Annotated in this window: 15 protein-coding genes; 1 reads left to right on the top strand and 14 read right to left on the bottom strand. The window is 42.1% G+C overall.

Features of this window, described 5'->3' with window-relative positions; genetic code table 11:
- Window positions 1-132 precede the first annotated feature (132 nt).
- Complete coding sequence (locus tag BDD43_RS20555) at window positions 133-366, top strand: hypothetical protein (protein WP_121199438.1); 234 nt, start codon at window positions 133-135, stop codon at window positions 364-366.
- Window positions 367-407: 41 nt separating this feature from the next.
- Here BDD43_RS20555 and BDD43_RS20560 read toward each other — a convergent pair whose 3' ends face one another.
- The 14 genes from BDD43_RS20560 to BDD43_RS20620 all read right to left on the bottom strand — a co-directional run bounded on the left by BDD43_RS20560 (window position 408) and on the right by BDD43_RS20620 (window position 22783).
- On the bottom strand, window positions 408-1532 hold the full coding sequence (locus BDD43_RS20560; protein ID WP_121199439.1) for a TlpA disulfide reductase family protein: 1125 nt from the start codon (window positions 1530-1532) through the stop codon (window positions 408-410).
- A gap of 79 nt (window positions 1533-1611) precedes the next feature.
- The gene (locus BDD43_RS20565) at window positions 1612-2727 is read right to left on the bottom strand and encodes a TlpA disulfide reductase family protein (protein WP_162847128.1); all 1116 of its coding nucleotides are present in this window, start codon (window positions 2725-2727) and stop codon (window positions 1612-1614) included.
- A gap of 26 nt (window positions 2728-2753) precedes the next feature.
- Window positions 2754-4127, bottom strand: coding sequence for a RagB/SusD family nutrient uptake outer membrane protein (locus tag BDD43_RS20570; protein WP_162847129.1), 1374 nt, complete (start codon window positions 4125-4127; stop codon window positions 2754-2756).
- 62 nt (window positions 4128-4189) lie between these two features.
- Window positions 4190-7456: a SusC/RagA family TonB-linked outer membrane protein gene (locus BDD43_RS20575; RefSeq protein WP_162847130.1), complete on the bottom strand. Its 3267-nt coding sequence runs from the start codon at window positions 7454-7456 to the stop codon at window positions 4190-4192.
- A gap of 207 nt (window positions 7457-7663) precedes the next feature.
- Window positions 7664-8767: a FecR family protein gene (locus BDD43_RS20580; protein WP_121199443.1), complete on the bottom strand. Its 1104-nt coding sequence runs from the start codon at window positions 8765-8767 to the stop codon at window positions 7664-7666.
- Window positions 8768-8869: 102 nt separating this feature from the next.
- A complete protein-coding gene (locus tag BDD43_RS20585; protein WP_121199444.1) occupies window positions 8870-9457 on the bottom strand; it encodes an RNA polymerase sigma factor in 588 nt (195 codons plus the stop codon).
- 196 nt (window positions 9458-9653) lie between these two features.
- Entirely contained in the window at window positions 9654-11114 is a 1461-nt protein-coding gene (locus BDD43_RS20590) for a hypothetical protein (RefSeq protein WP_121199445.1), read from the bottom strand.
- 162 nt (window positions 11115-11276) lie between these two features.
- Window positions 11277-13271, bottom strand: a complete 1995-nt coding sequence (locus BDD43_RS20595) for a glycoside hydrolase family 3 N-terminal domain-containing protein (RefSeq protein WP_246001686.1) — start codon at window positions 13269-13271, stop codon at window positions 11277-11279.
- A gap of 5 nt (window positions 13272-13276) precedes the next feature.
- Window positions 13277-13507: a hypothetical protein gene (locus BDD43_RS30630; RefSeq protein WP_246001688.1), complete on the bottom strand. Its 231-nt coding sequence runs from the start codon at window positions 13505-13507 to the stop codon at window positions 13277-13279.
- 98 nt (window positions 13508-13605) lie between these two features.
- The gene (locus tag BDD43_RS20600) at window positions 13606-15792 is read right to left on the bottom strand and encodes a glycoside hydrolase family 97 protein (protein WP_121199446.1); all 2187 of its coding nucleotides are present in this window, start codon (window positions 15790-15792) and stop codon (window positions 13606-13608) included.
- Window positions 15793-15897: 105 nt separating this feature from the next.
- Window positions 15898-16701 (bottom strand): glycoside hydrolase family protein, encoded by an 804-nt coding sequence (locus tag BDD43_RS20605; RefSeq protein ID WP_147425694.1) that lies wholly within the window; start codon window positions 16699-16701, stop codon window positions 15898-15900.
- Between the two features lie 33 nt (window positions 16702-16734).
- On the bottom strand, window positions 16735-17571 hold the full coding sequence (locus BDD43_RS20610) for a carboxylesterase family protein (RefSeq protein ID WP_121199448.1): 837 nt from the start codon (window positions 17569-17571) through the stop codon (window positions 16735-16737).
- Between the two features lie 167 nt (window positions 17572-17738).
- Window positions 17739-19376: a RagB/SusD family nutrient uptake outer membrane protein gene (locus BDD43_RS20615; RefSeq protein WP_121199449.1), complete on the bottom strand. Its 1638-nt coding sequence runs from the start codon at window positions 19374-19376 to the stop codon at window positions 17739-17741.
- 5 nt (window positions 19377-19381) lie between these two features.
- Window positions 19382-22783: a SusC/RagA family TonB-linked outer membrane protein gene (locus tag BDD43_RS20620; protein WP_162847131.1), complete on the bottom strand. Its 3402-nt coding sequence runs from the start codon at window positions 22781-22783 to the stop codon at window positions 19382-19384.
- Window positions 22784-22821 lie beyond the last annotated feature (38 nt).

Consider the following 22821-nt stretch of genomic DNA (forward strand, 5'->3'; position numbering starts at 1 on the left):
GTTTAACACAATTTTAACGCTAATTACCCTGTGGTTGTATAATATTGTTCTGTCCGGAACGTCTTTACAACAACATCTGTCAAATCAAAAAGGTTATGGTAAAAACGCTACTCAACTACTACAACATTGATCATGAAATACAAAGTTCTGTTAGCCAACACATCACAATTAGTACGCATTACTGTAGATAAATATAAAAGCTGGAAGGTTTGGAAGGTAGAATTTGCCGACGGCCGTATTGCCATGCTTTTTAAAGCAGGTAACGAATGGATGCAGCGTAACGAAGATTTTTTAGAAAGTGCCACCATTAAAACCATAGGCCAGTACATTGATAGCCTGATAGCACAAAAGGTATTAATTGCCTAACGGCAACTAATACCCCAACACACACTAAAAACTAAGAATTATTACTGAGCAAAAATTTGCTTTAGCTTTTGCTGCAGATCCGGCCCGCGAAGGTTGGTTGCTACAATGGTGCCATTGGCATCAACCAATACATTTTGAGGGATAGCCTGGATACCGTATAACACGGCAGCAGGCTCTTTAAAGCCTATTAAACCCGAAACATGGTTCCATGGCATGCCATCTTTAGCTATGGCGGCCTTCCAGGCATCGGCTTTGGTATCTAACGATACACTTAAAATGTTAAGCCCCTTGTTGTGATAGTTATTGTAAGCTTCTACCACGTTAGGGTTTTCGGCACGGCAGGGCACACACCAGCTTGCCCAAAAATCAATCAGGGTATATTTGCCTTTCGCAATCACATCCTGTAAACTTAATTTTGCACCATCAGGCGTGGTTGATTCAAAATTTGCCGCCTTTAAACCTGAGCGTAGGTTTTTCACCAGCAATATTTTAGTTTCAAATTCTTTTCCTTCTTTGGAGTTTCTAATCTCGGGGCTTAGTTTAGAAAAGTGGGGCATGGCCAAATCGTATTTAATAGTGCCACCTGTTATATTTTTCAAAAACTCAAATGATATGTATGAATTTGGGTTGGCATCAATTGCAGCATAGGTGGCTTCGCTTATGCGTAGTTTAATATCCTGCTGGTTAGCCATTATTGATAATGCGGCTTCGTTGGTTTTGCGCTCACTTACCGGTATGGCACTTAATTTAGCCATGTATTCATATTCCTGATCTTGTAATTTAACTATGGCGGCATTCATCCGACTGTAATCTTCGGTTAGCTTATCGCCTTTCACTACGGCCAGTTTAAGCGAATCCCGAGTAGTGAGAGTAATGTTTTCTTTGTTTACGTATATGGACAAACGATCAAAAGGTATTTTTTTACCATTGCTTATAGTTACCACTTGTGGCGGAACATTGGGCAGGTTAAATGCGATGTGGCCGTTTGTAACCGTGGCGCTATCCAAACGTATATTTCGTAAAGTAAGGCCATAAATAATTCTAACCTTTTCGCCATTATGCGATGGATCAATTTTTCCGGTAATGGTAATATTGGCGGTTTGTGCTATGGCCATAAAAGGCAGCAAAGCACCGAGTATGCTAATCTTAAAATATTTAAAATTCATGGGGTGTTTTTTTAGATAGATAAATAAGGCACACCTCTCCTTTCGGGGAGATGTGCTTTTTGAACTGTGGAGGTTTTAATTACAACATCAATTGTTTCAGCTTAGCCAAAAGCGCTTCACCACGCAGGTTGGTGGCTACTACCACGCCTTTAGAATTTAACAGAACGTTTTGCGGGATAGCTTGTATACCATATAACACGGCGGCAGGCTCTTTCCAACCCAGCAAGCTTGATACATGGTTCCAGGGCATCCCATCTTTGGCAATGGCGGCTTTCCAGTTCTCGCCCTTGGTATCTAACGATACACTCAGAATATTAAATCCTTTATCATGATAAGTTGCATAAGCATTTACCACGTTAGGGTTTTCGGCACGGCAGGGGCCGCACCAGCTGGCCCAAAAATCAACCAGTGTATATTTGCCGGTTGCCACCACATCCTTTAAGGCCAGCGTTTTACCGTCTGGCGTGGTTGATTCAAAGCCTTTTGCAACATTGCCAACCTGTATCCCTTTTGACCCTTCAATCTTTTCGCCAAACTCTTTGCCTGATATCGTACTTTTCAACTCAGCGTTCAGCTTTTCATAGTGCGGCATAATTACATCGTACCTGATAACCGAGCCGGCAACCTTCTCCAAAAAATCAAGTGACACGTATGATGTTGGGTTATGATCCACAAAATCATAAATAGCCGCGCTCATCTGCTTACTGCTCTCCGTGATCTGGGCCACCAAAGCCACGCCCTCTGCTCCTTTTCTATCAGCTGCCGCAATGGCTACATATTTATTTTGTGCCAGCACTCTTTGCTTAATTAAAGGATGCAATTTTTCCATTAAACGGCTATAATCCGCGGCAAGCTTGCTACCGGTTACTGTGGCGTACTTTAATGAGTCGGTAGCGGTAACGGTCACCTTCTCTTTCGACAAGTAAAAATCGATGTTGTTAGCTGGCTGTACTTTACCTATACGGAGGTAAGCAACCTGTGGAGCAGGTATAGTACCGGTAAGGGTAAAGCCGCCATCTTTAACTATAGTACTATCCTTAACAGTTGTTTTGCCATTTATGTAGACAAGGTAAACAACATCGCCATTGTGCGATGTTGCTACCTTACCAGTAACGGTAAACGGATCATTCTGTGCCAGTGCCATTACAGGTAGCGCAAGGGTTAACAAGCAAATTTTAAAACTTTTAAAATTCATGGTTTTCATTTTAAGATGTAGTAAGATCAATTATAACCAGGGTTTTGAACCAGGTTGTGATCATTGGTGATATCGGTAGCGGGGATAGGGAAAAGTTGGGCCTGCGGTGTCCAGTTAGGTTTACCTGCTAACACTACATCCGCTTGCCCAGTGCGTTTCAGGTCAAGCCAGCGATGGCCCTGTTCTGCAAACAACTCAACAAATCTTTCGTGAGCTATCTTGGTTAACAGGTCTGCTTGAATAATATTTGGCTGCGTTGTTCCTATCAAAGTAATCCCGGCCCGATGGCGTACTGCATCCAGATCAGTAATGGCGGTGGCTAATTTATTTTGCTGAGCCCTGGCTTCGGCGCGTATTAAATATTGCTCGCCAAGGCGTAAAAATACTAACGCTTCGGTACGGCTAGCCGTGGCGGTAGTGCCCGATGTTAACTTGTATTTGTATGGCGCATGAGCCGTAACAGTACCTATAGTAATGGTTTTGATCCAGTTAGTCTTTCTCAGGTCGCCGGTTTCAAATGAATAATACAAGGCATCGGTAATTGGATAATTTGGCAAACTGGTGGCCAGGCTTGGTACAAAATTAAAAGCATCCCAGGTATAAAGATTGGTAGCAGGTTGCACTATCTGCAAAATAACTTCCTTACTGGTAACCAAAAATGCGTTATTTAAAGTAGGCTCCATTGCATACACCGAGCTGCCTGCACCATCTATAACATCTGTCGCAGCAGTTTCAGCATCGGCCCAATCTTGCTGATAGAGGTAAACGCGAGCAAGCATGGCACTGGCAGCATACCTGTTTGCACGATAGCGCAGCGCACCTCCTAAATAAGTTTTAGCCAGGTTAGCCTGAGCATATTGCAAGTCGGCCACAATTAAGCTGTAAACCTGGCTTGCCGGAGTACGCGATAGGTTTTCGTTTACAGTATAATCGCTACTTACAGGCATTGGTACATCGCCCCACAAATTAACCAGGTAAAAATAATTTACGGCCCTTAAAAATTTGGCTTCGGCTGTATACTGTATCTTGGCAGCAGCACTCATGCCTGTAGAGTTTGCGCAACCTTCTATAATGGCGTTAGCTGTGTAGATAACGTTATACATAGGCGCCCAGTAGTAATTATAGATAGACGAGTTTACCGATGTAATAGCATTATTGTATAATTGATAGTATGCATTTGAGGTTGTGTTTGTTGTAAGTGATAACTCATCAGAACATACGCCCAAACCAGGTGATGTACTGCCATACCCCGACGTATTGCCTAATACCATGTACAGGTACATCCCGCGTACGGCGGCATCGGCCTTTGCATCAGTATCAAAAGCCCGGGCTCCGGTTATAGAATCAACCGGGGCTGGTACATCTACAAACTTATTACATCCTGCTACTAATATGCCCATGATCAATATAGTGCATATCGTAAATTTTTTATATATCGAATTTATTTTCATGACTTTATAGCTTATAGTGTTAATTGTAAACCTGCAATAATGGTACGCAATGGGGGCATAACGGTGTAGCTCTGCGTTTCCGGATCGGCACCTTTGTATGGGGTGATCAGGAACAGATTTTGCCCCTGTACGTAAAACTTAAACGCAGATACATGTAAAGCACTAAGTCCCTTAGGTGACAATGTATAGGATAGAGAAGCATTTTTTAAACGGATAAATGATGCATCGGTATAAAACGCGTTAGAGAGATATGCAGCGTAATAACCCGAAGTACCGATTATTGAGCCTGCCGATGTTGTAAATTTCTGAACATCGGTAACATCACCCGGATTTTGCCATCTGCTCAGGGCAAGCGTACTCATATTATAAACCGTTCCCGGAGGATTCACGATTGAACTCGCTCTCCAATCTTTACCTATTTGCTTGATAAACTGGAAGAAAAAACTCAGGCTTATTCTTTTGTAGCTAAATGTATTGTTTAAACCACCATAAAATTTAGGGTCTTTAGTACCCAGGCTAGCATAATCAGATACGTTGGCAACACCATCCCCGTTTACATCTTTCACTGTATACAAGCCTGTAGTTGGATTAACACCAATATATTGAGCGGCATATATCCTGTTTAAAGATTCGCCAATGGCATAGGTGGTGGCATAGCTGGAAGTTGCCAGGTTAGGGAACGCTAACAAGGTGTTTTTAGGTAACGTAAAGTTAAAATCGGTAGTCCAGGTTAGCGAGCCCTTTTTTATGTTTTGTGTTGTAAAAGTTAGCTCTAAACCTTTATTCTCTATTTGTACCCCATCCAAATTTTCTACAATGGAAGAAAAACCGGTAATCTTAGGTAAAGGGTAAGTAACCAAAGGATCGGAAGTTATATCGCGGTAAATTGATGCCGACAACAAAACACGGTCATTGAAAAAGCCCATCTCTAAACCAAATTCCATTTTTTTGTTTTTTTCCCAATGTAACACCGGGTTTAACAATTTAACAGAATACAGGGTTGACGAATCACCGTAAGTGCTTGTAGCTTTCCATTGATCCAGGTATTGATAATTGGCTATCTGGTCGTTACCGGTTACACCATAGCTGCCACGTAGTTTTCCGTAACTGATGATCTTGTTATGTTTCAGGAAGTCCTCATTACTAAATATCCATGCGCCACCTACAGCACCAAAGTTTGAAAAACGAAAATCCGGACCGAAACGGCTTGAGCCATCCCTACGGCCTGTAAAATTGACAATGTATTTATCTTGCCAGTTATAATTTACACGGCCAAAAAATGCCTGGTAGTTATATTGTGTGGCAGTATTAGCCGCAGTAATGGTTGTTGCGCCTGTTAACGAACTCAACAAATCATCGCTGGTATATCCGGATGCGTTGATGGTTTGTGCCGCAGTATTGGTTCTGTTATAAGTAGCACCTGCCAAAACATCTAATTTACCTTTGCTAATATTTTCGGTGTATTGTATTTGTGGCTCTATGATCCAATCTTTAAGCTGATTATTGCCATAACCTGCCAAACCACTCAAATTAGCTAATGATGGGTTTTGTGCCGATATTGGCGTTAACCGCTGATCATTATTTTGCGAGCTATTGTAACCAAAGCTACTGCGCAAGGTGAGGCTTTTTAATAGCTTGTAATTCAATACCATATTGGCATTTACATTAATAAGCGTAGAAAGATATTGTTGATTAAGCTGCGCCAGTGGATTTGTGCGTCCATCGTTAACTCCGCCTTCGTTCCAGGCAATATTTCCATTGGCGTCATACAGCCTGTAATTGGGTGGCAATGTTACTGCCGAAGCCAAATCTACCGCGGTAAGGTTGTTGGTACTTACCGAGTAATTGGCTGTTATGGCCGCGGTAAACCGTTCATCGCTCGATTTGGTATTCAAAGCAAAACTTGCCGAAGCCCTGTCTGCCGATTTATCGCCCGGCCAAACTGTTGTTTCTTTATGATAACCTGTACCTATACGGTATTGGGTATATTTATCGCCGCCAGATGCGCTAACCTGGGCATCATTTGTACGGGCATTATTACCCACCAATAGTTTTTCAAAATCGGTATAACGGGTGCTGTTGTAAAGTAAAACATCATAAGCGTTGGCATTGGTTTTAGTTAAGCCATCATTAGCAAAAGCTTCATTACGCATGGTTAAGTATTGCTGTGTATTGAGCAGCGGTGTTAAAACATCAACCGTGCTAATGCCCGAATACGCATTTACATTTACCAACATTTTACCTGCCTTACCTTTTTTGGTGGTAATCAATATTACACCATTTGCACCGCGGCTACCGTAAATAGCTGTTGCATCGGCATCCTTTAAAACAGCAATGCTTTCAATATCGGCCGTATTGATACCTGCAAATGCTGTTAAACCTTGAACGGTTGCAGCACCAAACGGACCTGATTGCGAGTTGATCTTATCATTGGCAGCGGCCATCGGCACGCCATCAACAATAAACAAAGGCTGATCTGATGATAAATTTGAATCGAAATTTGATCTTCCTCTTACCTCAACACTTAAACGCGCTCCCGGCACACCGCTCGATTGTGTAATATTCATACCAGGCACGCGGCCTTCCAGTGCCTGCAAAACATCCTGAACAGGCTGCTTTTCAAGGTCACTGGCTGTTACCATAGTTATATCACTGGTTGATAAACGCTTTGAATCTGTGCGGTAACCTTCTACCGATACTTCGTCCAGTTTTGAAATATCCTGCTCCATACTAATTATGAACTTTTTAGTTGTTTTATGCATAATAACCTCTTGTGGCTTAAAGCCGATGTATGAGAATATTAAAGTGGTACCTTCTTCAACATTTAAAATAAACTCACCGTTGGTATTTGTAACAGCAATGGTTTTCAGGGCTTTGTTTTTAATAATTACACCCGGCAAACCAACACCATTAGCATCAATAACCGACCCATGTATCAAGCCAGTTGGCGTAAGCAATTCTGTTAACTCGGTTAGCAAAGTTGTTTCCTTCTTTTTAATGATGATCGTTCTTTCTTTGATCTCATAATCCAGATCGCGGCCCGCAAGGCATATATCAATGCTCCTTTTCAGATCCACATTGCTGATATGAACTGTAACAGGCAGCGCGCCCTGCAAATCAAAATCATTGTAAACAAAATCATAACCGCTTTGCTGGCGGATTTTATTTATAACTTTTTCCAGTGAGCTGTTAGTTTCGTTCAGGGTTATCCGTTGGGCAAAGCTATTTGCACTTACTTGCAAAATAGCAACCGTTAGGAAAATCATGATCAACTTCATAACCAATAGGGTTTTGTGAACGGCACGGCAATTATACGTGCGCGTAAGAATATAAAAATTCATACATTTGAATTGTTAGGGTTAAATCGTAAAATGATTGTTTAGTCGCAGTACTTTTTAAAGAGGTAACCCGGCAAAAAACAAGTCAGGGGTGGTTCCAAGCACTCCTGGCTTTCTTTTTTTGGTTACCGTTATGGAGAAGTATATTTATGGCATAACGGTAATCCTCCTTCCTTCAATCTTAAAGTGAATGGTATTGGTAGATTCGAGCACGCCCAACATTGTAGCGATATTAGCGAAGCGCGATACACTGCCCGAGAAGTTTTTATGCATCATTGATCCACTATAAACCACCTGCACATCGTACCAGCGGGCAATTTTGCGCATAAGGCTTTGAATATCCTCGTTTTGAAAAGTAAACTTGCCGTTTTTCCAGGCAATGGAGTTTTCGGCGTCAACCTGCTTTAGTTTAATATTGTTATTGGTATTATCCGCCTCATCTCCGGGTACCATCATTACTTTGTTATTTAACCTCACGCTACCTTCCAGCAAAGTAGTTTTAAAAACACCGTTATCATCCTTATAAGCACTGATATTGAAATGTGTACCTAATACCTCAACCTGTTGCTCATCGCTGCTTACAATAAAAGGCATGTTTTTATTTTTCGCCACTTCAAAATAACCTTCGCCATGAAGCTCAACACGGCGTTGCTTACCTGTAAAAGCAGTTGGAAAGATTAATGATGATGCTGCATTTAGCCAAACTTTAGTACCATCGGCCAAAACTACCTGGTATTGCCCCCCACGCGGTGTTTCAATCTTGTTTAATACCTCGGCTAAAGCCATTGTTGTGCTTGCATTGTAAGCCAGCTGCCCTTCGGCTATTTTGGCTACAGCCGCATTTCCTTGCGTGGCCATTTGACCGATCTTAGCATTATTCAGAATAATTTTTTGCCCGTTGGCAAGTGTTAAAATGGCTTTGTTATTACCCGGTTTTATATCCCTACTAATATGTTGCTCGGCAACTGTAGCCAAATTGGATTTACGCACCACCAACCATGCGCCACCTAATACCAGTAACAAAACAGCCGCGGCGGCAGCAATACGTGGCCAAAACGATACCACGCGGGGGCTTGCGCCGAGTACTTTTGGGTGTGAGTTTTCTATTTCCTGAAATTGAGCTGAAGTAAGGTTGGGCAGGTTTTGCTCCTTATACTCCAGGTACCAGCTTTCAAGCCATGCTTTTTCCTGCTCGGTACAATTGCCGGCCAAGTATTTTTCAAATAGTATGTGTGGGTCCTGATCTTGCATATTATAAGGATTTTTTTCTCCTTTTATAACAACAAGACAGTTAACTTAGGGCTAGGGGCTATATCAAAAACAAAAAAATTAACAAAAGCTTAACAAAAACAGTCAAACCTTATCGATAAAGAAAACAATACCCATTAAAATTAACAACTCCAGCTTGGTACGCAGAATTTTAAGCGCACTTTTGATTTGATTTTTAACTGTAGACTCGGAAATAGATAATTCCTGAGCTATTTCTTTATGAGAAAGATATGATTTACGGCTTAACAGAAAAACCTGCTGCATTTTAGGCGGCAAATTAGCAATCTCGGCCTCAATACTCAATGCCAGTTGCTTTTCGCGAACCAAATGATCGGTTATCACGTAACCTTCGTTAAAAACCTGGGTAATAGAATCCGCATAACGCGATTTTACCTTTTTATGCGAGATGACATTAAAAATACGGTTGCGCAGCGATTGATATAGGTAGCCCGAAAAGTTATCCGTATCAGGTAAGGCTTCCCTTCCGTTCCAAAGCAAGGTAAATAACTCTTGCACTACATCTTTGGCTTCTTCAAAATCGCCCAGCTTTTTGTATGCGTGCAGGTGCAGTATCCCTTTATAACGATGATAGATCTCGGTGTAAGCCATCCCGTTACCTTGCCGAAACAAAATATAAAGTTGCTGATCCGAAAGTGCACTTAGGGTATCCATCTTTGCCACACGCCAACCCGAATGTAGCAAAAAAAGAACAAAATACAGGCTAATATCTCAATTGCTTACCTCAATTTGTTAAATTCAGGCTTTTATGAAAAGAAAATAAATTGGCGAAGAGAGGTCAGTGTTATAGGTTTATCCAATATATGGAACTGCATCTCAGAATATTTCCTGGATGCAGTTCCTCTGACTATTACGGATTGAGTTCCAGAATAAGTAATTGATCGGGAACAGGAATGCTTATCGTAACGATATTAATACCGCTGGTAACCGGGGAAGCGGACTGAAGAGGTATATAGGTTTTAGCTGTTGAAAAAGGATACGTAAATGTGACTTGCACGTTCTGCACGTCATCAGGTAGATCTTGGAAGTTTGGAAAATCATAGTTGATCCCGTTGGGTGTTGAAGTCTTCTTTACACCCTGCCAGAATGCTAAATAATAACGACCGTCCGCTTTTTGGAAAAGCATGGTTTTTACGTTAGTGGTATCGCCTGTCATCATAAATGAAAGTGATGTTGGCACGAAAGGTGTGTTAACATCTTTCAGGAGATCTATCGTATTTTTGATGGCTGTGAACGCAGGTTTGACGGTACCATCGGTATGGATCAAACCGAAATTATTTTCAGAATATGTTTGATCGCTTGTATTTTCATCCATAAATTCATAAGCATAAACACGTTGAGCACCGCGACTCAATTCCTCCATGAACATTACAGAATAATATTTTCCGGAGCTCAATTCCGACAAATAGTGATATGTATTTGAATTATAACCAGCTAAGCCTGGTTGATTCCAGTAGCGGGCATTTTCATAGCCGGTTTCCGTTACAACATAGGGTTTGCCGTTACGTACCGGTGGGAAAAAACTTTTGGTTAGGTCATAATAGGTTCCAGGGAACATTTTATAATTGGCATCGCCTGCATCATAAAGATGAAAATTAGCGTAGTCAAAGTAATTGCTGATGCTCGGCGTAATAGCCGCAATCTTGTTGGGCCTTGAGGGGCTGCTCCACCAGGCTGTTATACTGGTAGATACTACGGGAATACCAGCAAGTTCGGGCATTGAATGTGTTTTATTATAGAGGCCTTTTTGGATTTTGTAAGTGAGCGTATCGTAATTGGAAGGATACCAGCCATAGATGGTAAGATCGGGTTCGTTAAATCCTTCGAGCGATTGGATAGTTTGAACCAGTTTTGAGTTGTTTTGGAATACGGATAGATAATTACCACCGTCTCTAAGGTTTAAACTATCCACCACTTTTTTGTTTGCGATAGAATAGTTTGTTTTTATACCCAGGCTGTCGTGCAGAATAATAAAACGAGTTTTAATAATACCGGTATCAGCAGTGCTCAGAAACCCTTTGTAAGGCACCCCGCCACGAACATGCTTAATACCCAGTAATTTAAGTTTCGGGTAAACAATATCGTAAAAATGATCATGATAAGGTACAAACGTTAAATGCACATTAACGCCAATGGAGTTAACGTAATCAGCAGCTCTCGTTGGCGTCAGAGATCTTTGGCTGGAGATGCTGAGCGTTCTGAATGATGCGTTTGAAAACTCGGGGTCAATTAACTTTTCAGTCTTACATGACGTCACACCGAGGGTTAACAGGCCCAGGCAGAAATACCCGATTTTGTTTTTGTTTTTCATTTTATTTAGTTTTTATGGTTAGTAATTTACCGTTGGTAGGTTTACATTTCTTTTTAAGAATTTTCGATATAAGATACTGGCAACCATTACGATCAAAGAAAAAACACAAATATTGCTTTGGCAGGCTGGGCAATTTGAAACGAAAAGTCCCGGCAGTTATACTTATTTGACAAAGATTTTATCTCGAAGCAAAATTTTGTCTGAGGCAGAACCGATCATGATATCAAATTCCCCTGGCTCAACCACCCAATTCAACTGGCTATTATAAAAAGAAAGACTCTCTTTAGTAATGGCAAAGGTTAGCGTTTCACTTTCGCCTCTTTCCAATTTTTTTTTGATAAAACCTTTCAGTTCTTTTATTGGCCTTGCAACTGATGCTACCCTATCCCTTATATATAGTTGAGCAATTTCTTCACCGGCATAGTCGCCCGTGTTTGTTAATGTAAATGAAACTTTTAGGGTGTCGGTTGCGGACATGAAAGATCGGCTTAATTTAAGATCTGAATACGCAAAAGTGGTATAACTCAGCCCGTAGCCAAAGGCATATTGGGGTGAGTTAGCAACATCGATATAAGCCGACTTATATGTCGTATTCTGATCTTCCATCACCGGTCTGCCAGTGTTTAATTGTGCATAGGTAAAAGGCAGTTGCCCAACATTACGGGGAATGGATACCGGCAGCTTGCCAGCTGGATTGTAATTGCCGGATAATACGCTGGCAATAGCATTTCCGGATTCACTGCCCAGCCACCAGGCATAAAGTATAGCATCCGCTTTGTCAGCAATTGAATCAAGTATAAGGGGCCGTCCAGCCATTATAACTGCCACAACCGGCTTCCCTGTTGCTTTAACTTTAGCAAATAGTTGCTCCTGCACGCCTGGTACATGAATATCGCTTCTCGACTTTGCTTCGCCGCTCATACTGCCGGACTCCCCGATCGCCATCAATACCAGGTCGGCTTGCTTCGCTATATTTACAGCTTCATCAAAACCGGCCATTGAAGCGCCGGTTACATCGCAACCTTTAGCAGTCAGAAATTTAACATGATTACCATATCTGTTTTTTAAACCTTGTACAAAAGTTACAATAGCTGCGGTATCTACAGGCTGAACAGCCCAACTACCGTCCAGGTCTGCCCGGGCATCTATTAATGGGCCAATCAGTGCTATCGTCTTTACTGTTGATTGAATGGGTAGTGTATTTCTTTCATTTTTTAATAGAACAATGGAACGTTCAGCGCAAAAACGCGCTATCAATTTGTGCGATGTATCGTTTAATACTTGTTTTTCCCTTTTTTCATCAGAAAACTTGTATGGGTCATCAAATAATCCTAACTTATACTTCAGGTATAATATCCTTTTTACAGCATCATCAACTAACGCCATGCTTACTTTCTTTTGTTTGACCAAGGTGCCCAACGTTTTAAGGTAGGCTCTGCTTTCCATATCCATATCGCTACCCGCAGTTATAGCCCGCAATGCAGCTATTGTATCATTTTCGGCATAGCCATGAGTAACCATTTCGCCGATAGAGCCCCAATCACTTACGGTAAACCCTTTAAAACCCCATTTGCCTTTTAGTATGTCACGTTGCAGGTAAACGTTACCTGTAGCCGGGATACCGTTTAAAGTATTAAAAGAATTCATGAATGTTGCCACGCCCGCATCTACAGCGGCTTTGAACGGCGGCAAATAAGTTTCCCATAACATCTGGTTGCTCATATCAACAGCATAGTAATCACGACCTGCTGTAGCCGCACCATAACCAGCAAAGTGTTTGGCACAAGCCAGTACAGCATCAGTACTTCCCAGTGTTCCCTGGAAGCCTTTTACCCTGGCCCTGGCGGCCAAACTCCCTAAATAAGTATCCTCGCCCGCACCTTCCATAATGCGTCCCCATCGCGGGTCGCGGGCAATGTCTACCATTGGCGCAAATGTCCAGTGGATGCCAGCAGCGGCAGCCTCCTTTGCAGCGATATGTGCAGATTGTTCCAATAGCTCCATGTCCCAGGATGCCGCTTCTGCCAAGGGTATAGGGAAAACCGTTTTATATCCGTGTATAACATCAAGGCCGAACAATAGCGGTATTTTGAGGCGTGACTGTAAAGCAATACTTTGTACTTGCCTGGTATCTTTTACTCCTTTTACATTAAGCATAGAACCTACCAGGCCTTGATATCGCTCTTTTGTGTTTTATTCATAGAATTCACCGGGCCCGTGACCGCTTCTCCCGAGTACTGATTCATCTGACCTATTTTTTCTTCAAGAGTCATACGCGCTAATAAGGAATTTACTTTTTTCGTAATCGCGGAATCCTGATTTTGCGAAAATCCTTTTAGTGGCAACACCACCCCGAATAGAATGGCTGCCAATACAGGCGATTTTATTTTCATAAGTCTTAATTAATAAATGTTATTATTTCCAGTTTCAGTGTGTTCCGGAATAAAAGAATACTTGCTTTTTAGTACCTTAAAAACTATAACCTTCTCCATCATTTTATTTCTGCATTATCAGCCTTGATAATGCTTATAGCATAACCACCACCAGGAGCGGAAAACTGTGTTAGCTTAGACTTGTTAGTTATTACCATTTTTCGGATGGTATAGGCTTGCGGGTTTGTTTTATAATGTGCATTTTTTGCATCCGCATAAATCGTGGCAAGATATGGCCTACCCTCGTCCAGAAAATCGAATGCAATGGTTGAGTTGCGGGCATTATAGCCATTTACATTGCCTACGAACCAATTGCCCGTACCTTTTGCTTTGCGGGCAACGGTAATATATTCTCCTGGTTCTGCTTCAATGTATTTGCTGTCTTCCCAATCTACCGCTACATCTTTGATAAACTGGAAAGCATCAGGAAACCTGTTATAATTTTCCGGCAAATCGGCAGCCATTTGCAGCGGACTGTACATGGTTACATACAAAGCGAGTTGATTGGCAATTGTGCTGTTGACATGAGATTTGTTTGCGGGATTAAGCTTGCTGACATCCATTTCAAAGATACCGGGTGTATAATCCATAGGGCCACCCAATAATCTTGTAAAAGGTAGTATGGTTACATGGTTTGCTTTAGAGCCGCCAAATGCCTGATATTCGGTTCCTCTTGCAGATTCGTTACCTATCAGATTAGGCCACGTGCGGGCTATGCCGGTTGGGCGGACGGCTTCGTGTGCATTAACCATAATATGGTATTCAGCGGCCTTTTCAATGGCATACTGGTAATGATTGACGGTCCATTGACTGTAATGATGCTCACCCAACGGGAGAATACTCCCAACATAACCGCTTTTTACAGCATCATAACCATTAGCTTTCATGAACTTGTATGCGGTATCAATTTGACGCTCATAGTTGCGTATAGAACCAGAGGTTTCGTGGTGCATGATGATCTTTACGCCTTTGGATTTTGCGTAATCTCTTATTTCTTCAACATTGAAATCAGGATAGGGGGTAACAAAATCAAAAACATGATCTTTAGTGTTTCCAAACCAGTCTTCCCAACCTACGTTCCACCCCTCGGCCAACACAGCATCAAAGCCGTGTAATGCAGCAAAATCAACATACTTTTTCACATTAGCAGTTGTCGCACCATGCGTTCCATTCGGTTTTGCCTGCTTATAATCGGTGACCCCCAACTGAACAGATGCGTATGCATTAGTGTAAGCCCACGTGCTTTTACCGGTGATCATTTCCCACCAAACGCCCATATATTTCATTGGTTTGATCCATGACGTTTCTTTTATTTTGCAGGGTTCATTGAGATTATAGATCATCTTTGACGCGATGATCTCCCGTGCATCGTCACTTACAAGTATGGTACGCCATGGCGAAGTGCAAGGCGCCTGCATTTGGCCTTTACGCCCGGTGGCATCTGGCGTTAACCAAGACTGAAAAACATAATTTTTATCATCAAGATTTAAATGCATGCATGCATAATTAACCAGAGCTGCTTCGTGCAGATTGATGTACAAACCGTCGGCAGTTTTCATCATTAACGAGGTTTGTACGCCTGTTGGTGAAAAAAATGTTTGCAATGGGTTTTCCGCTTTGCATTTTGCCATCAAATTCCTTATCTCTGATAACCTGGACGTTGTATAATCATACTCCTGGCTATCATAATCGCCGGGAATCCAAAAGGCAGTATGATCACCCGCCATAGCAAACTGTGTTATTTCTTCTTTAATGGTGAAATAGGTTAAGTTTTTTTGCTCTGGAAACTCGTATCGAAACCCAAGGCCGTCGTTAAATAGGCGAAAACGGATCAGTATTTGCCTGTTGGTCGTTTTTTGGTCAAGGGTAATTGCCAATTCGTTGTAGTGGTTACGTATCGTTTTTACCTCCCCCCAAACGGGGGTCCAGCTTTCATCAAACGAGGCTGTTCTTGTATCAATAATGGTAAAATTGTCAAATAAGGACGCTTTGGGGTCAACCGTTCTTTGCGCTACATCAGCAGCCCTATTATCTTCTGCTACAGGTAATCCATATTCTATCTCAAATCCTAACTTACTTGGCTTTATAACTATTCTACCATTAAAAGCGAGTTTGTATTTTGGCGTTCCATCGGTTGTTAAATCGAATGTCAAGACAAACTTCCCATTGGGCGATTTGAGTTCCTGTGCTTTTGAAGCCACAAAAGACATCAGGCAAAAACAAGCAATTATTACATATTTTATCATATTCTATTTTGTTAATTCAAAAATTCATCAATTAGTGGTATGGCTACTCCGGCCATTACCAGATAATGGCCTTTGTTATGATCTATAAGTTTCCACTTTCTATTACTACCAGTCATCAGTACGAAATGGAGCAGCAGGGAGGCCATCATCGTTATAAAGCGTAACATCAGGAGAAAAAGACCATGCATACCTAACCGCAACGGGCTGGTCTACCTTGTCCGAAAACACCTCCGGTTTCATCTTCGGTTTACCGTGAAACCTAACAACCCCGCCGGCCAGCTGCTCTGCTTTACTTTGAAATATATTACCTAACGGGGCATCCCAGGTATTGTAAACAACCTCTTTGGTATCTTTATCGTATAGGGTGCTATACATTTCCAATACCGGATATTTCCAACCCTCTCCAATAAACTGGATGGTATCCTGCTCAATCACATACGGATAGACCTGCCGGTCTATTTTTACGTCAAGGCAGGTATCTGTAACAGCAACTACCTGGCACTGCGATATCAGCGGGCGGTCCCAGTCAACAGAGAAGTTACGTAGCACAATATCACTGCTTGAATCAACATTAGCCACCTGCATTTTTCCGTGAAAAATAAATTCTGAACCGCCGCCATCAATAGTAAGGCCATGCTGTTTAAATAAATTAATCCCTATGGGGTTTGACTTCTTATGACCAACTTCTGGATAAAAATCAAAGCGGCCTTTTGGAAATTGAATAGTAACCCGGGCTTTTCCTTTGCAGTATGCAAGTACCCGGTTAAGTGCCGGTGTTACATCCTGGCGACTGTCCGGTATAGCTCCGAACGCGGTTACATATACCGTTTCCTGGGAAAAGGCTTGGTTTAGCAAGACCATCATGAGGAACAATAAAAAAGGCTTTCTTTTCAATTTGTTTTTTACCATGCTAACGATTGATTAGGATTAGCGTATATGTTGTTACTTGCCATTACATGGAGTTTTATTTTTTTTTGACTTCGAAAATAATTGCGGAAGAAAGTCTGGCAGAGCAAACGCCTTGATCCAACTCACATGGTCTACTCCAGGGAATGTAGCCATATACACATCAGCTTTCAAAGTAGCCAAACATTTATCCATGCGATATGCTTCTGATACTCCAATCACGGGGTCTTCTTCGCCGTGATAAATGATAAATGACGTTTCTGCGGTGGTGCATTTATTATAAAGCCCGGTATCGCCCGCTCCAGAAACAGCTACCGCCGCGGCAAACAGGTTTGGATTGTGATAAACTGCCTCGTAAGTTGCCATACCACCCATTGATGTGCCGATAATGTAAACGCGGTTGGTATCTACTGCTTCGGCGGCGATAACCGACTTGGTAAGAGCGAGCATGGATTGCAGCACTACCGGCATGGGATTGCTGTAATTACAGACTATGGTATAAGGCTTTGTTTGCCGGTTAATATTAGCAGATGCCGAATATTTATCGGTTGGACATTGTGGGAACAGCGCTATACAAGGAAATTTTTTTCTGTTCTCGTTTTCCAATAAAAGGGCACCCAAATTTCCTGTATACAACTGGCGCTGGTTTTCACTGCCCCGTTCACCACCGCCATGCATGAAAAGCACCAATGGATAATGCTTTTGCCGGTCGTAACCTTCGGGATAAAGTATCCGATAACGGATCGTATCACCAGCTAACGATACATATTCTTTTCGTAAATATTCGGAATAATTTTGGGCCTTTGCTTTTTGCACAAAGGCAAATAATGTGGTTGCTATAAGCAACAGCTTAAAACAGTATTTTATAAACATATCTGTTAGTTCTACTATGTCAAAATTTATTGCGTTCGCCTTTATTGGGTTATGTTCAAAGCTTGCCTGGTTGTGGAGTAAACCCGGGGAATTTCACCCCCGGGTCTCTCGTAAAACAGTGCTTAACAATCTGCCGTCACAGGGCTCTTATTAATTGTTCGGGGCACTCAATAACCCGGATTTTGTATCAGGTTTGGATTCGTTGCCAAATCCCGGCTGGGTATAGGATACCATATCTTGTAAGGCTTAAAATTACTTTTTAATGAAGGAACGTCTTCTCGTGGAAACATTACCGCTTCGTCCAAACCCGCCACTACAGTTTGTAATTTATTTGTCCTGATCAGATCAAACCTCCTCCATCCCTCACACAACAACTCCCTTGATCTTTCGTCCAGCAATTCCTGCATAAAATCTGTTTTCAGGTAGGCGGTTGTGATGGCATTAACCTGGGTTACATTGTCATTACAAGCTCTTAACCTTATTTCGCGCAACAAGGAACGGGCGCCGGCTTCGTCACCTGTTTTAAATCTCGCCTCTGCGTACATCAGTATAATATCCGCAAACCTAAGAATGCCATAATCTGTCTCTCCTGCCCAGGATGGAATTCCCCTGTTCCTTTTGCTTACGGGGTCATCTTCCCGCCATTTGTTGATGCAGATATTGGAAAGATTGGTGGCAATGGCGGCTGGCGTGTAATATGTGTATCCATTAATCACTGTTGATGCCGCATTGCTTGGGATTGAACCGCTGAAACTTAGCGCCCTTCGGCCGTCGTTCGTATTAAAGCGAAGGTAGCCTTCTTTCACTGGCCTTACCCAGCCATATGTTCCTGAATTAACTGTAGCGTTACCCGTTGGACCAGCAAGATAAGTAAAGACGATATACTCCTGATTACCACCCGCGCCAGCCTGTACAATCATCATGTGTTCATCACGGGCGGTTGTTTCTGTTGCCGCGAGAAACAGGTAATTGAATGGCCTTATCAGTTTATAGCCGCTATTACTATACGCATCTTTTGCATATTGCAAGGCTAACTGGTAAGCAGAATCTTTATCTACCCAATCAAAACTATTGAGTGGAAAATTCAGTCCTTGGCCTACATTATTCTCCTTACAACTGGCTATGTATAAGTATAGTTTAGTAAGAAAGGCTGCCGCGGTATATTTGTTTACCCTGCCTGTAATTGTATTGCGGGCCGGTAAATTATTGTAGGCGTATTTAAAGTTAAACTCAGCCCTGTCCATAATCTCTTTCATCGTAGCTCTGGGGCTCTTTGAATCGACTATGGATGAATCAGCCAAAGGTACGCCACCCCAAAGCCAGCCCAGGTAACTGTAGAACAAACCCCTCATAAAATACGCTTCGGCAACAATCGTTTTTTTCCTGGTGGCGTCCATACTGATCGCGGGAACGCGTTCTATAATCAGGTTTGCACGATTTATACCTGCGTATAAAGCAAAATAGGTGTACCACAACAGGGTGTTTTCCGAGGTGTAAGTGTAATTACTTAGCGCCAGGAAATTAACATCTGTGCTTAGAAGCCCGGGATCCCCGATCAGTTCATCACAACCCATAGATGTGAGGTACTCCATAGATCGCCCCCACATGGGCTGGTTGCCCTGCCCTTGTACGTCCGGTGAGTTTAAAATATCATAGACCCCGGTAATAGCCAGTTCGGCATCGGCGGGCGTTTTATAAAAATTCTCAGTACTCACTACCGAGTACGGCTGCTCCTTCAAAAATTTCTTGCATCCGGCATTAAGCAAAAGCACTAAGGCGAAATAGGAGTAAATTATTTTTTTCATCGCAATTAAAATTTAGCGGTTAAACCGAGTGTAATTGTTTTACTTCTTGGATAGGAGATATTGTCTATACCAGGTAACAACGGCGAATAAGAAGCAATTTCGGGATCAAAGCCTGTATATTTTGTCCATGTATAAAGGTTCTCTGCTGTTATATATAATCTAAATCCGGATATGCCTGCCGTTTTTAAAAACTTCGATCCTTTCAAATTATAGCTTAGTGTGATATTTTTTAGACGCATGTAGGAGCCGTCTTCTACATAGTAGGAAGATATATCGGTCTTACCTTGCCCTTTCAATGCCGGAACGGTGTTTGTAGGGTTTGACGTAGTCCACCTGTTTGTCCAAAAATCCTGGGATAAGTTGGCAAAGAAACCCGCGCCAGCCTGATACCGGTAGCGACCTGTGTTTAAAATATCGTTACCGTAAGACCATTGCAATAACACATTCAATTCAAGATTCTTATATTTAAGATTATTGGAAAAACCACCGTAATGTTTGGGATTACTGTTGCTGATGATCGTATAATCGTTGGTATTATCAACTCGTCCGTCACCGTTAAGGTCTTTAAATTTGAGGTCGCCCGGCCGAACGGTCCGGCCTAATATTGATGGCACACCGGGTTTTAAAGTATTTACCGTGCCTGTTGTAATAAAATCACTGGTTTGGTAGATACCGTCAAACACGTAACCATACCCGGTTCCAATTGGCTGCCCTACGATAACACGGCCTACGGAGGAAATATTACCTCCTTTTATGTTGACCGGAAGATAGCTTACAGATCCTAAGTTGATGATTTTGTTTCTGTTAAAACTGATATTAAAATTGCTCGACCAAGTAAAGTTCTTATTGCGCAGGTTTATGGTACTTAAAGAAAATTCAAGACCCTTGTTATCAATCTGCCCAAGATTTTGCCACTGTTTCATAAATCCTGTTTGTGATGAAACATCGGCCTGCAATAAAAGATCTTTTGTCTTCTTCAAGTAGACATCTGTAGACACGGTTACTCTGTCATCCAATAACGAGAAATCAAGCCCGGCATCATATTGATAAGTGGTTTCCCAGGTAAGTAATGAATTGCCTGATATTGACGGGGCCTCTCCCAATGTAGCACTGCCGGTAGAAGCGGAGTAATAAACATTAGACATGGTGGAGAGTGACTGGTATGGTGGGATTCTTTCATTACCGGTAATACCAAAGCTGGTCCTGAATTTTATATCCGAAAACAGTCTTTGCTTTCTCATAAATCTTTCGTTGGACATTCGCCATGCGAACGCACCAGACGGGAATAATGCGGATTTATGATTGTCGGCTAACTTTGATGAAGCATCATTTCTTAAAGTTGCTGTAAATAAATACCTGTCGTCGTATCCGTAGATTAACCTGCCAAACTGAGAAACCCTATTATATTTTATTTTATTAGTGGTTGGCAACTTCGTCAACACTTTCGCGCTTGAAATGTTATCCACCGCGTTAATACTTTGTATATCAAAACCTTCTCCAGCCATGTCAAATGTTTCGCTGGTGTAAGAGTTTGCTTCAAAGCCCACCAGTGCAGTAAGTGCGTGCTTTTGTTTAAATCGCTTCGTATAAGTCAGCGTGTTACTTTCATACCAGTTAGTGCTGTTACTGTTATTTAATATAGCTTTCCCGTTTGCGGCTAGGCCCCAGGATGTATTACTCGGATAAAATTCTTTATTGGAGGAATAAGTTAGAACACCACCGCTCCTTACACTTAATGTAAGCCCGTCGATTATCCGGTAATCTGCCACTAAATCACCAATTGCCCTTGACAGGGGCGATGATTTATAGGCATAGGTTACAAAGTCTACCGGACTACCAAAGGCTGATCCGTCAGGATCAAGCGCCAAAGATCCAGGGTCTGGAACATTTACAGGTTTGTACAGCATGAAATTTTGGATAAGTCCGTTGGAGTTCGTTACACCATCCCCCCCGTTTGATGCCGGACCAGTAGCGATAGCCTGCGAAACATTGATGTTTCCGCCTATACGAAGCCGGTTAGTTGCATTGTGAGTTATCTTTAAATTAAATCCGTAGCGTTCAAATTTATTATTTAGAATAAGGCCCTGTTGGTTTAAATAACTGGCTGATCCATAAAATGTTGTTTTTGGGCTCCCACCGCTAAAACTGATGTTATAACTTTGCGACAATGCCTTGCGCAATACCTCATCCTGCCAGTCGTGCGAGGGTACACCTGCCATATTTTTCGGTGCGTCCAGTAATCCGTCGCCATTACTATCTCTCGACCATACGGTATCAATAGGGCCATCTGCCTCAAACCTGTAGTTTGCATAATCCTGTGCACCAAGCATTTTTATTTTCCTAGATGCCCAGGAAACACCAGCATAGGTATTGAGTTCGATAACCGATGTATTTGATTTGCCGCTCTTGGTTGTAACAATGACCACTCCATTTGCACCCCTTGAGCCGAAAATTGCCGTGGCAGAAGCGTCTTTCAGGATTTCGATCGATGCAATGTCAGATGGGTTGATACCTGCCATTGGGTTAGTTTGAGATGTATTGCCCAATCCAGAACTTGCCGCTTCGGCATTATTGACATCTATCTGCACACCATCAATAACATACAGAGGCTGCGTCCCCGAGTTGAAAGAATTGGTTCCGCGAATGCTAACCGTTGTTGCCGCGCCCGGCTCGCCAGAGGAAGAGGTAACCTGCACGCCTGCGCTCCTTCCCTGCATCGCATCCATAAAAGATATCGCTTTTGATTGCTGTAGTTCTTCTCCCTTGATGGAGGAGATAGAACCAGTTAGATCTGATTTTTTCTGAACACCATATCCTACTACTACCACTTCGTCTAAAATCCGATGATCCTCCTTCAGGGTAACAAGGATTTGTTGTTTTCCGGCCACAACTATTTCCTCTTGTTTATAGCCTGTATAAAAAAAAACCAGGGTTGCGCTTTCCGGCACCATCAACGTAAAATTTCCGTTTTGGTCAGTGGCTGTGCCGCTACCGGCTGATTTTATTCTTACAGACACGCCAATTAAAGACATTCCCTTTTCATCTGTTACAGTTCCCGAAATCTTTTTTTGTAGCTGCGGGTTATCGGGTATTTTCTTTTTAGTGATATTGGGATCGATGATAATTCTTGTGCCAGATATTTCGAAAGCTATCTTTTTGGCCGATAATACTTTGTTGAGTATTTCCCGAAGATCACCTCGCTTAATTTCGATAGAAACAGCTTGGGTTAAGTCCAGGTTATTATAAATAAATGTATAATTAGTTTTGGATTCTACAGCTGAGATGAATTCTTTCAGCGTTACTCCTTTCAATGAGAGATCAATTTTGGGTAATGATTGGGCAAATGCAATATTACTCATCAGGCATAGAATGGCCAGGCTGAATAGTATACTTCTTCTTTTCAACATACGTTTTAGGTTTATAAAGTTATAATGGTAAATTTGCC

The sequence above is a fragment of the Mucilaginibacter gracilis genome (assembly GCF_003633615.1).
GTDB lineage: Bacteria > Bacteroidota > Bacteroidia > Sphingobacteriales > Sphingobacteriaceae > Mucilaginibacter > Mucilaginibacter gracilis.

What these genes read in the sequence shown, in the direction of transcription:
- BDD43_RS20615 (WP_121199449.1), bottom strand. Translation starts at nt 19,376, where the DNA reads ATGAAAAAAATAATTTACTCCTATTTCGCCTTAGTGCTTTTGCTTAAT.
- BDD43_RS20610 (WP_121199448.1), bottom strand. Translation starts at nt 17,571, where the DNA reads ATGTTTATAAAATACTGTTTTAAGCTGTTGCTTATAGCAACCACATTA.
- BDD43_RS30630 (WP_246001688.1), bottom strand. Translation starts at nt 13,507, where the DNA reads ATGAAAATAAAATCGCCTGTATTGGCAGCCATTCTATTCGGGGTGGTG.
- BDD43_RS20605 (WP_147425694.1), bottom strand. Translation starts at nt 16,701, where the DNA reads ATGGTAAAAAACAAATTGAAAAGAAAGCCTTTTTTATTGTTCCTCATG.
- BDD43_RS20590 (WP_121199445.1), bottom strand. Translation starts at nt 11,114, where the DNA reads ATGAAAAACAAAAACAAAATCGGGTATTTCTGCCTGGGCCTGTTAACC.
- BDD43_RS20570 (WP_162847129.1), bottom strand. Translation starts at nt 4,127, where the DNA reads ATGGGCATATTAGTAGCAGGATGTAATAAGTTTGTAGATGTACCAGCC.
- BDD43_RS20585 (WP_121199444.1), bottom strand. Translation starts at nt 9,457, where the DNA reads ATGGATACCCTAAGTGCACTTTCGGATCAGCAACTTTATATTTTGTTT.
- BDD43_RS20595 (WP_246001686.1), bottom strand. Translation starts at nt 13,271, where the DNA reads ATGCTTAATGTAAAAGGAGTAAAAGATACCAGGCAAGTACAAAGTATT.
- BDD43_RS20565 (WP_162847128.1), bottom strand. Translation starts at nt 2,727, where the DNA reads ATGAATTTTAAAAGTTTTAAAATTTGCTTGTTAACCCTTGCGCTACCT.
- BDD43_RS20555 (WP_121199438.1), top strand. Translation starts at nt 133, where the DNA reads ATGAAATACAAAGTTCTGTTAGCCAACACATCACAATTAGTACGCATT.
- BDD43_RS20560 (WP_121199439.1), bottom strand. Translation starts at nt 1,532, where the DNA reads ATGAATTTTAAATATTTTAAGATTAGCATACTCGGTGCTTTGCTGCCT.
- BDD43_RS20600 (WP_121199446.1), bottom strand. Translation starts at nt 15,792, where the DNA reads ATGATAAAATATGTAATAATTGCTTGTTTTTGCCTGATGTCTTTTGTG.
- BDD43_RS20620 (WP_162847131.1), bottom strand. Translation starts at nt 22,783, where the DNA reads ATGTTGAAAAGAAGAAGTATACTATTCAGCCTGGCCATTCTATGCCTG.
- BDD43_RS20580 (WP_121199443.1), bottom strand. Translation starts at nt 8,767, where the DNA reads ATGCAAGATCAGGACCCACACATACTATTTGAAAAATACTTGGCCGGC.
- BDD43_RS20575 (WP_162847130.1), bottom strand. Translation starts at nt 7,456, where the DNA reads ATGAAGTTGATCATGATTTTCCTAACGGTTGCTATTTTGCAAGTAAGT.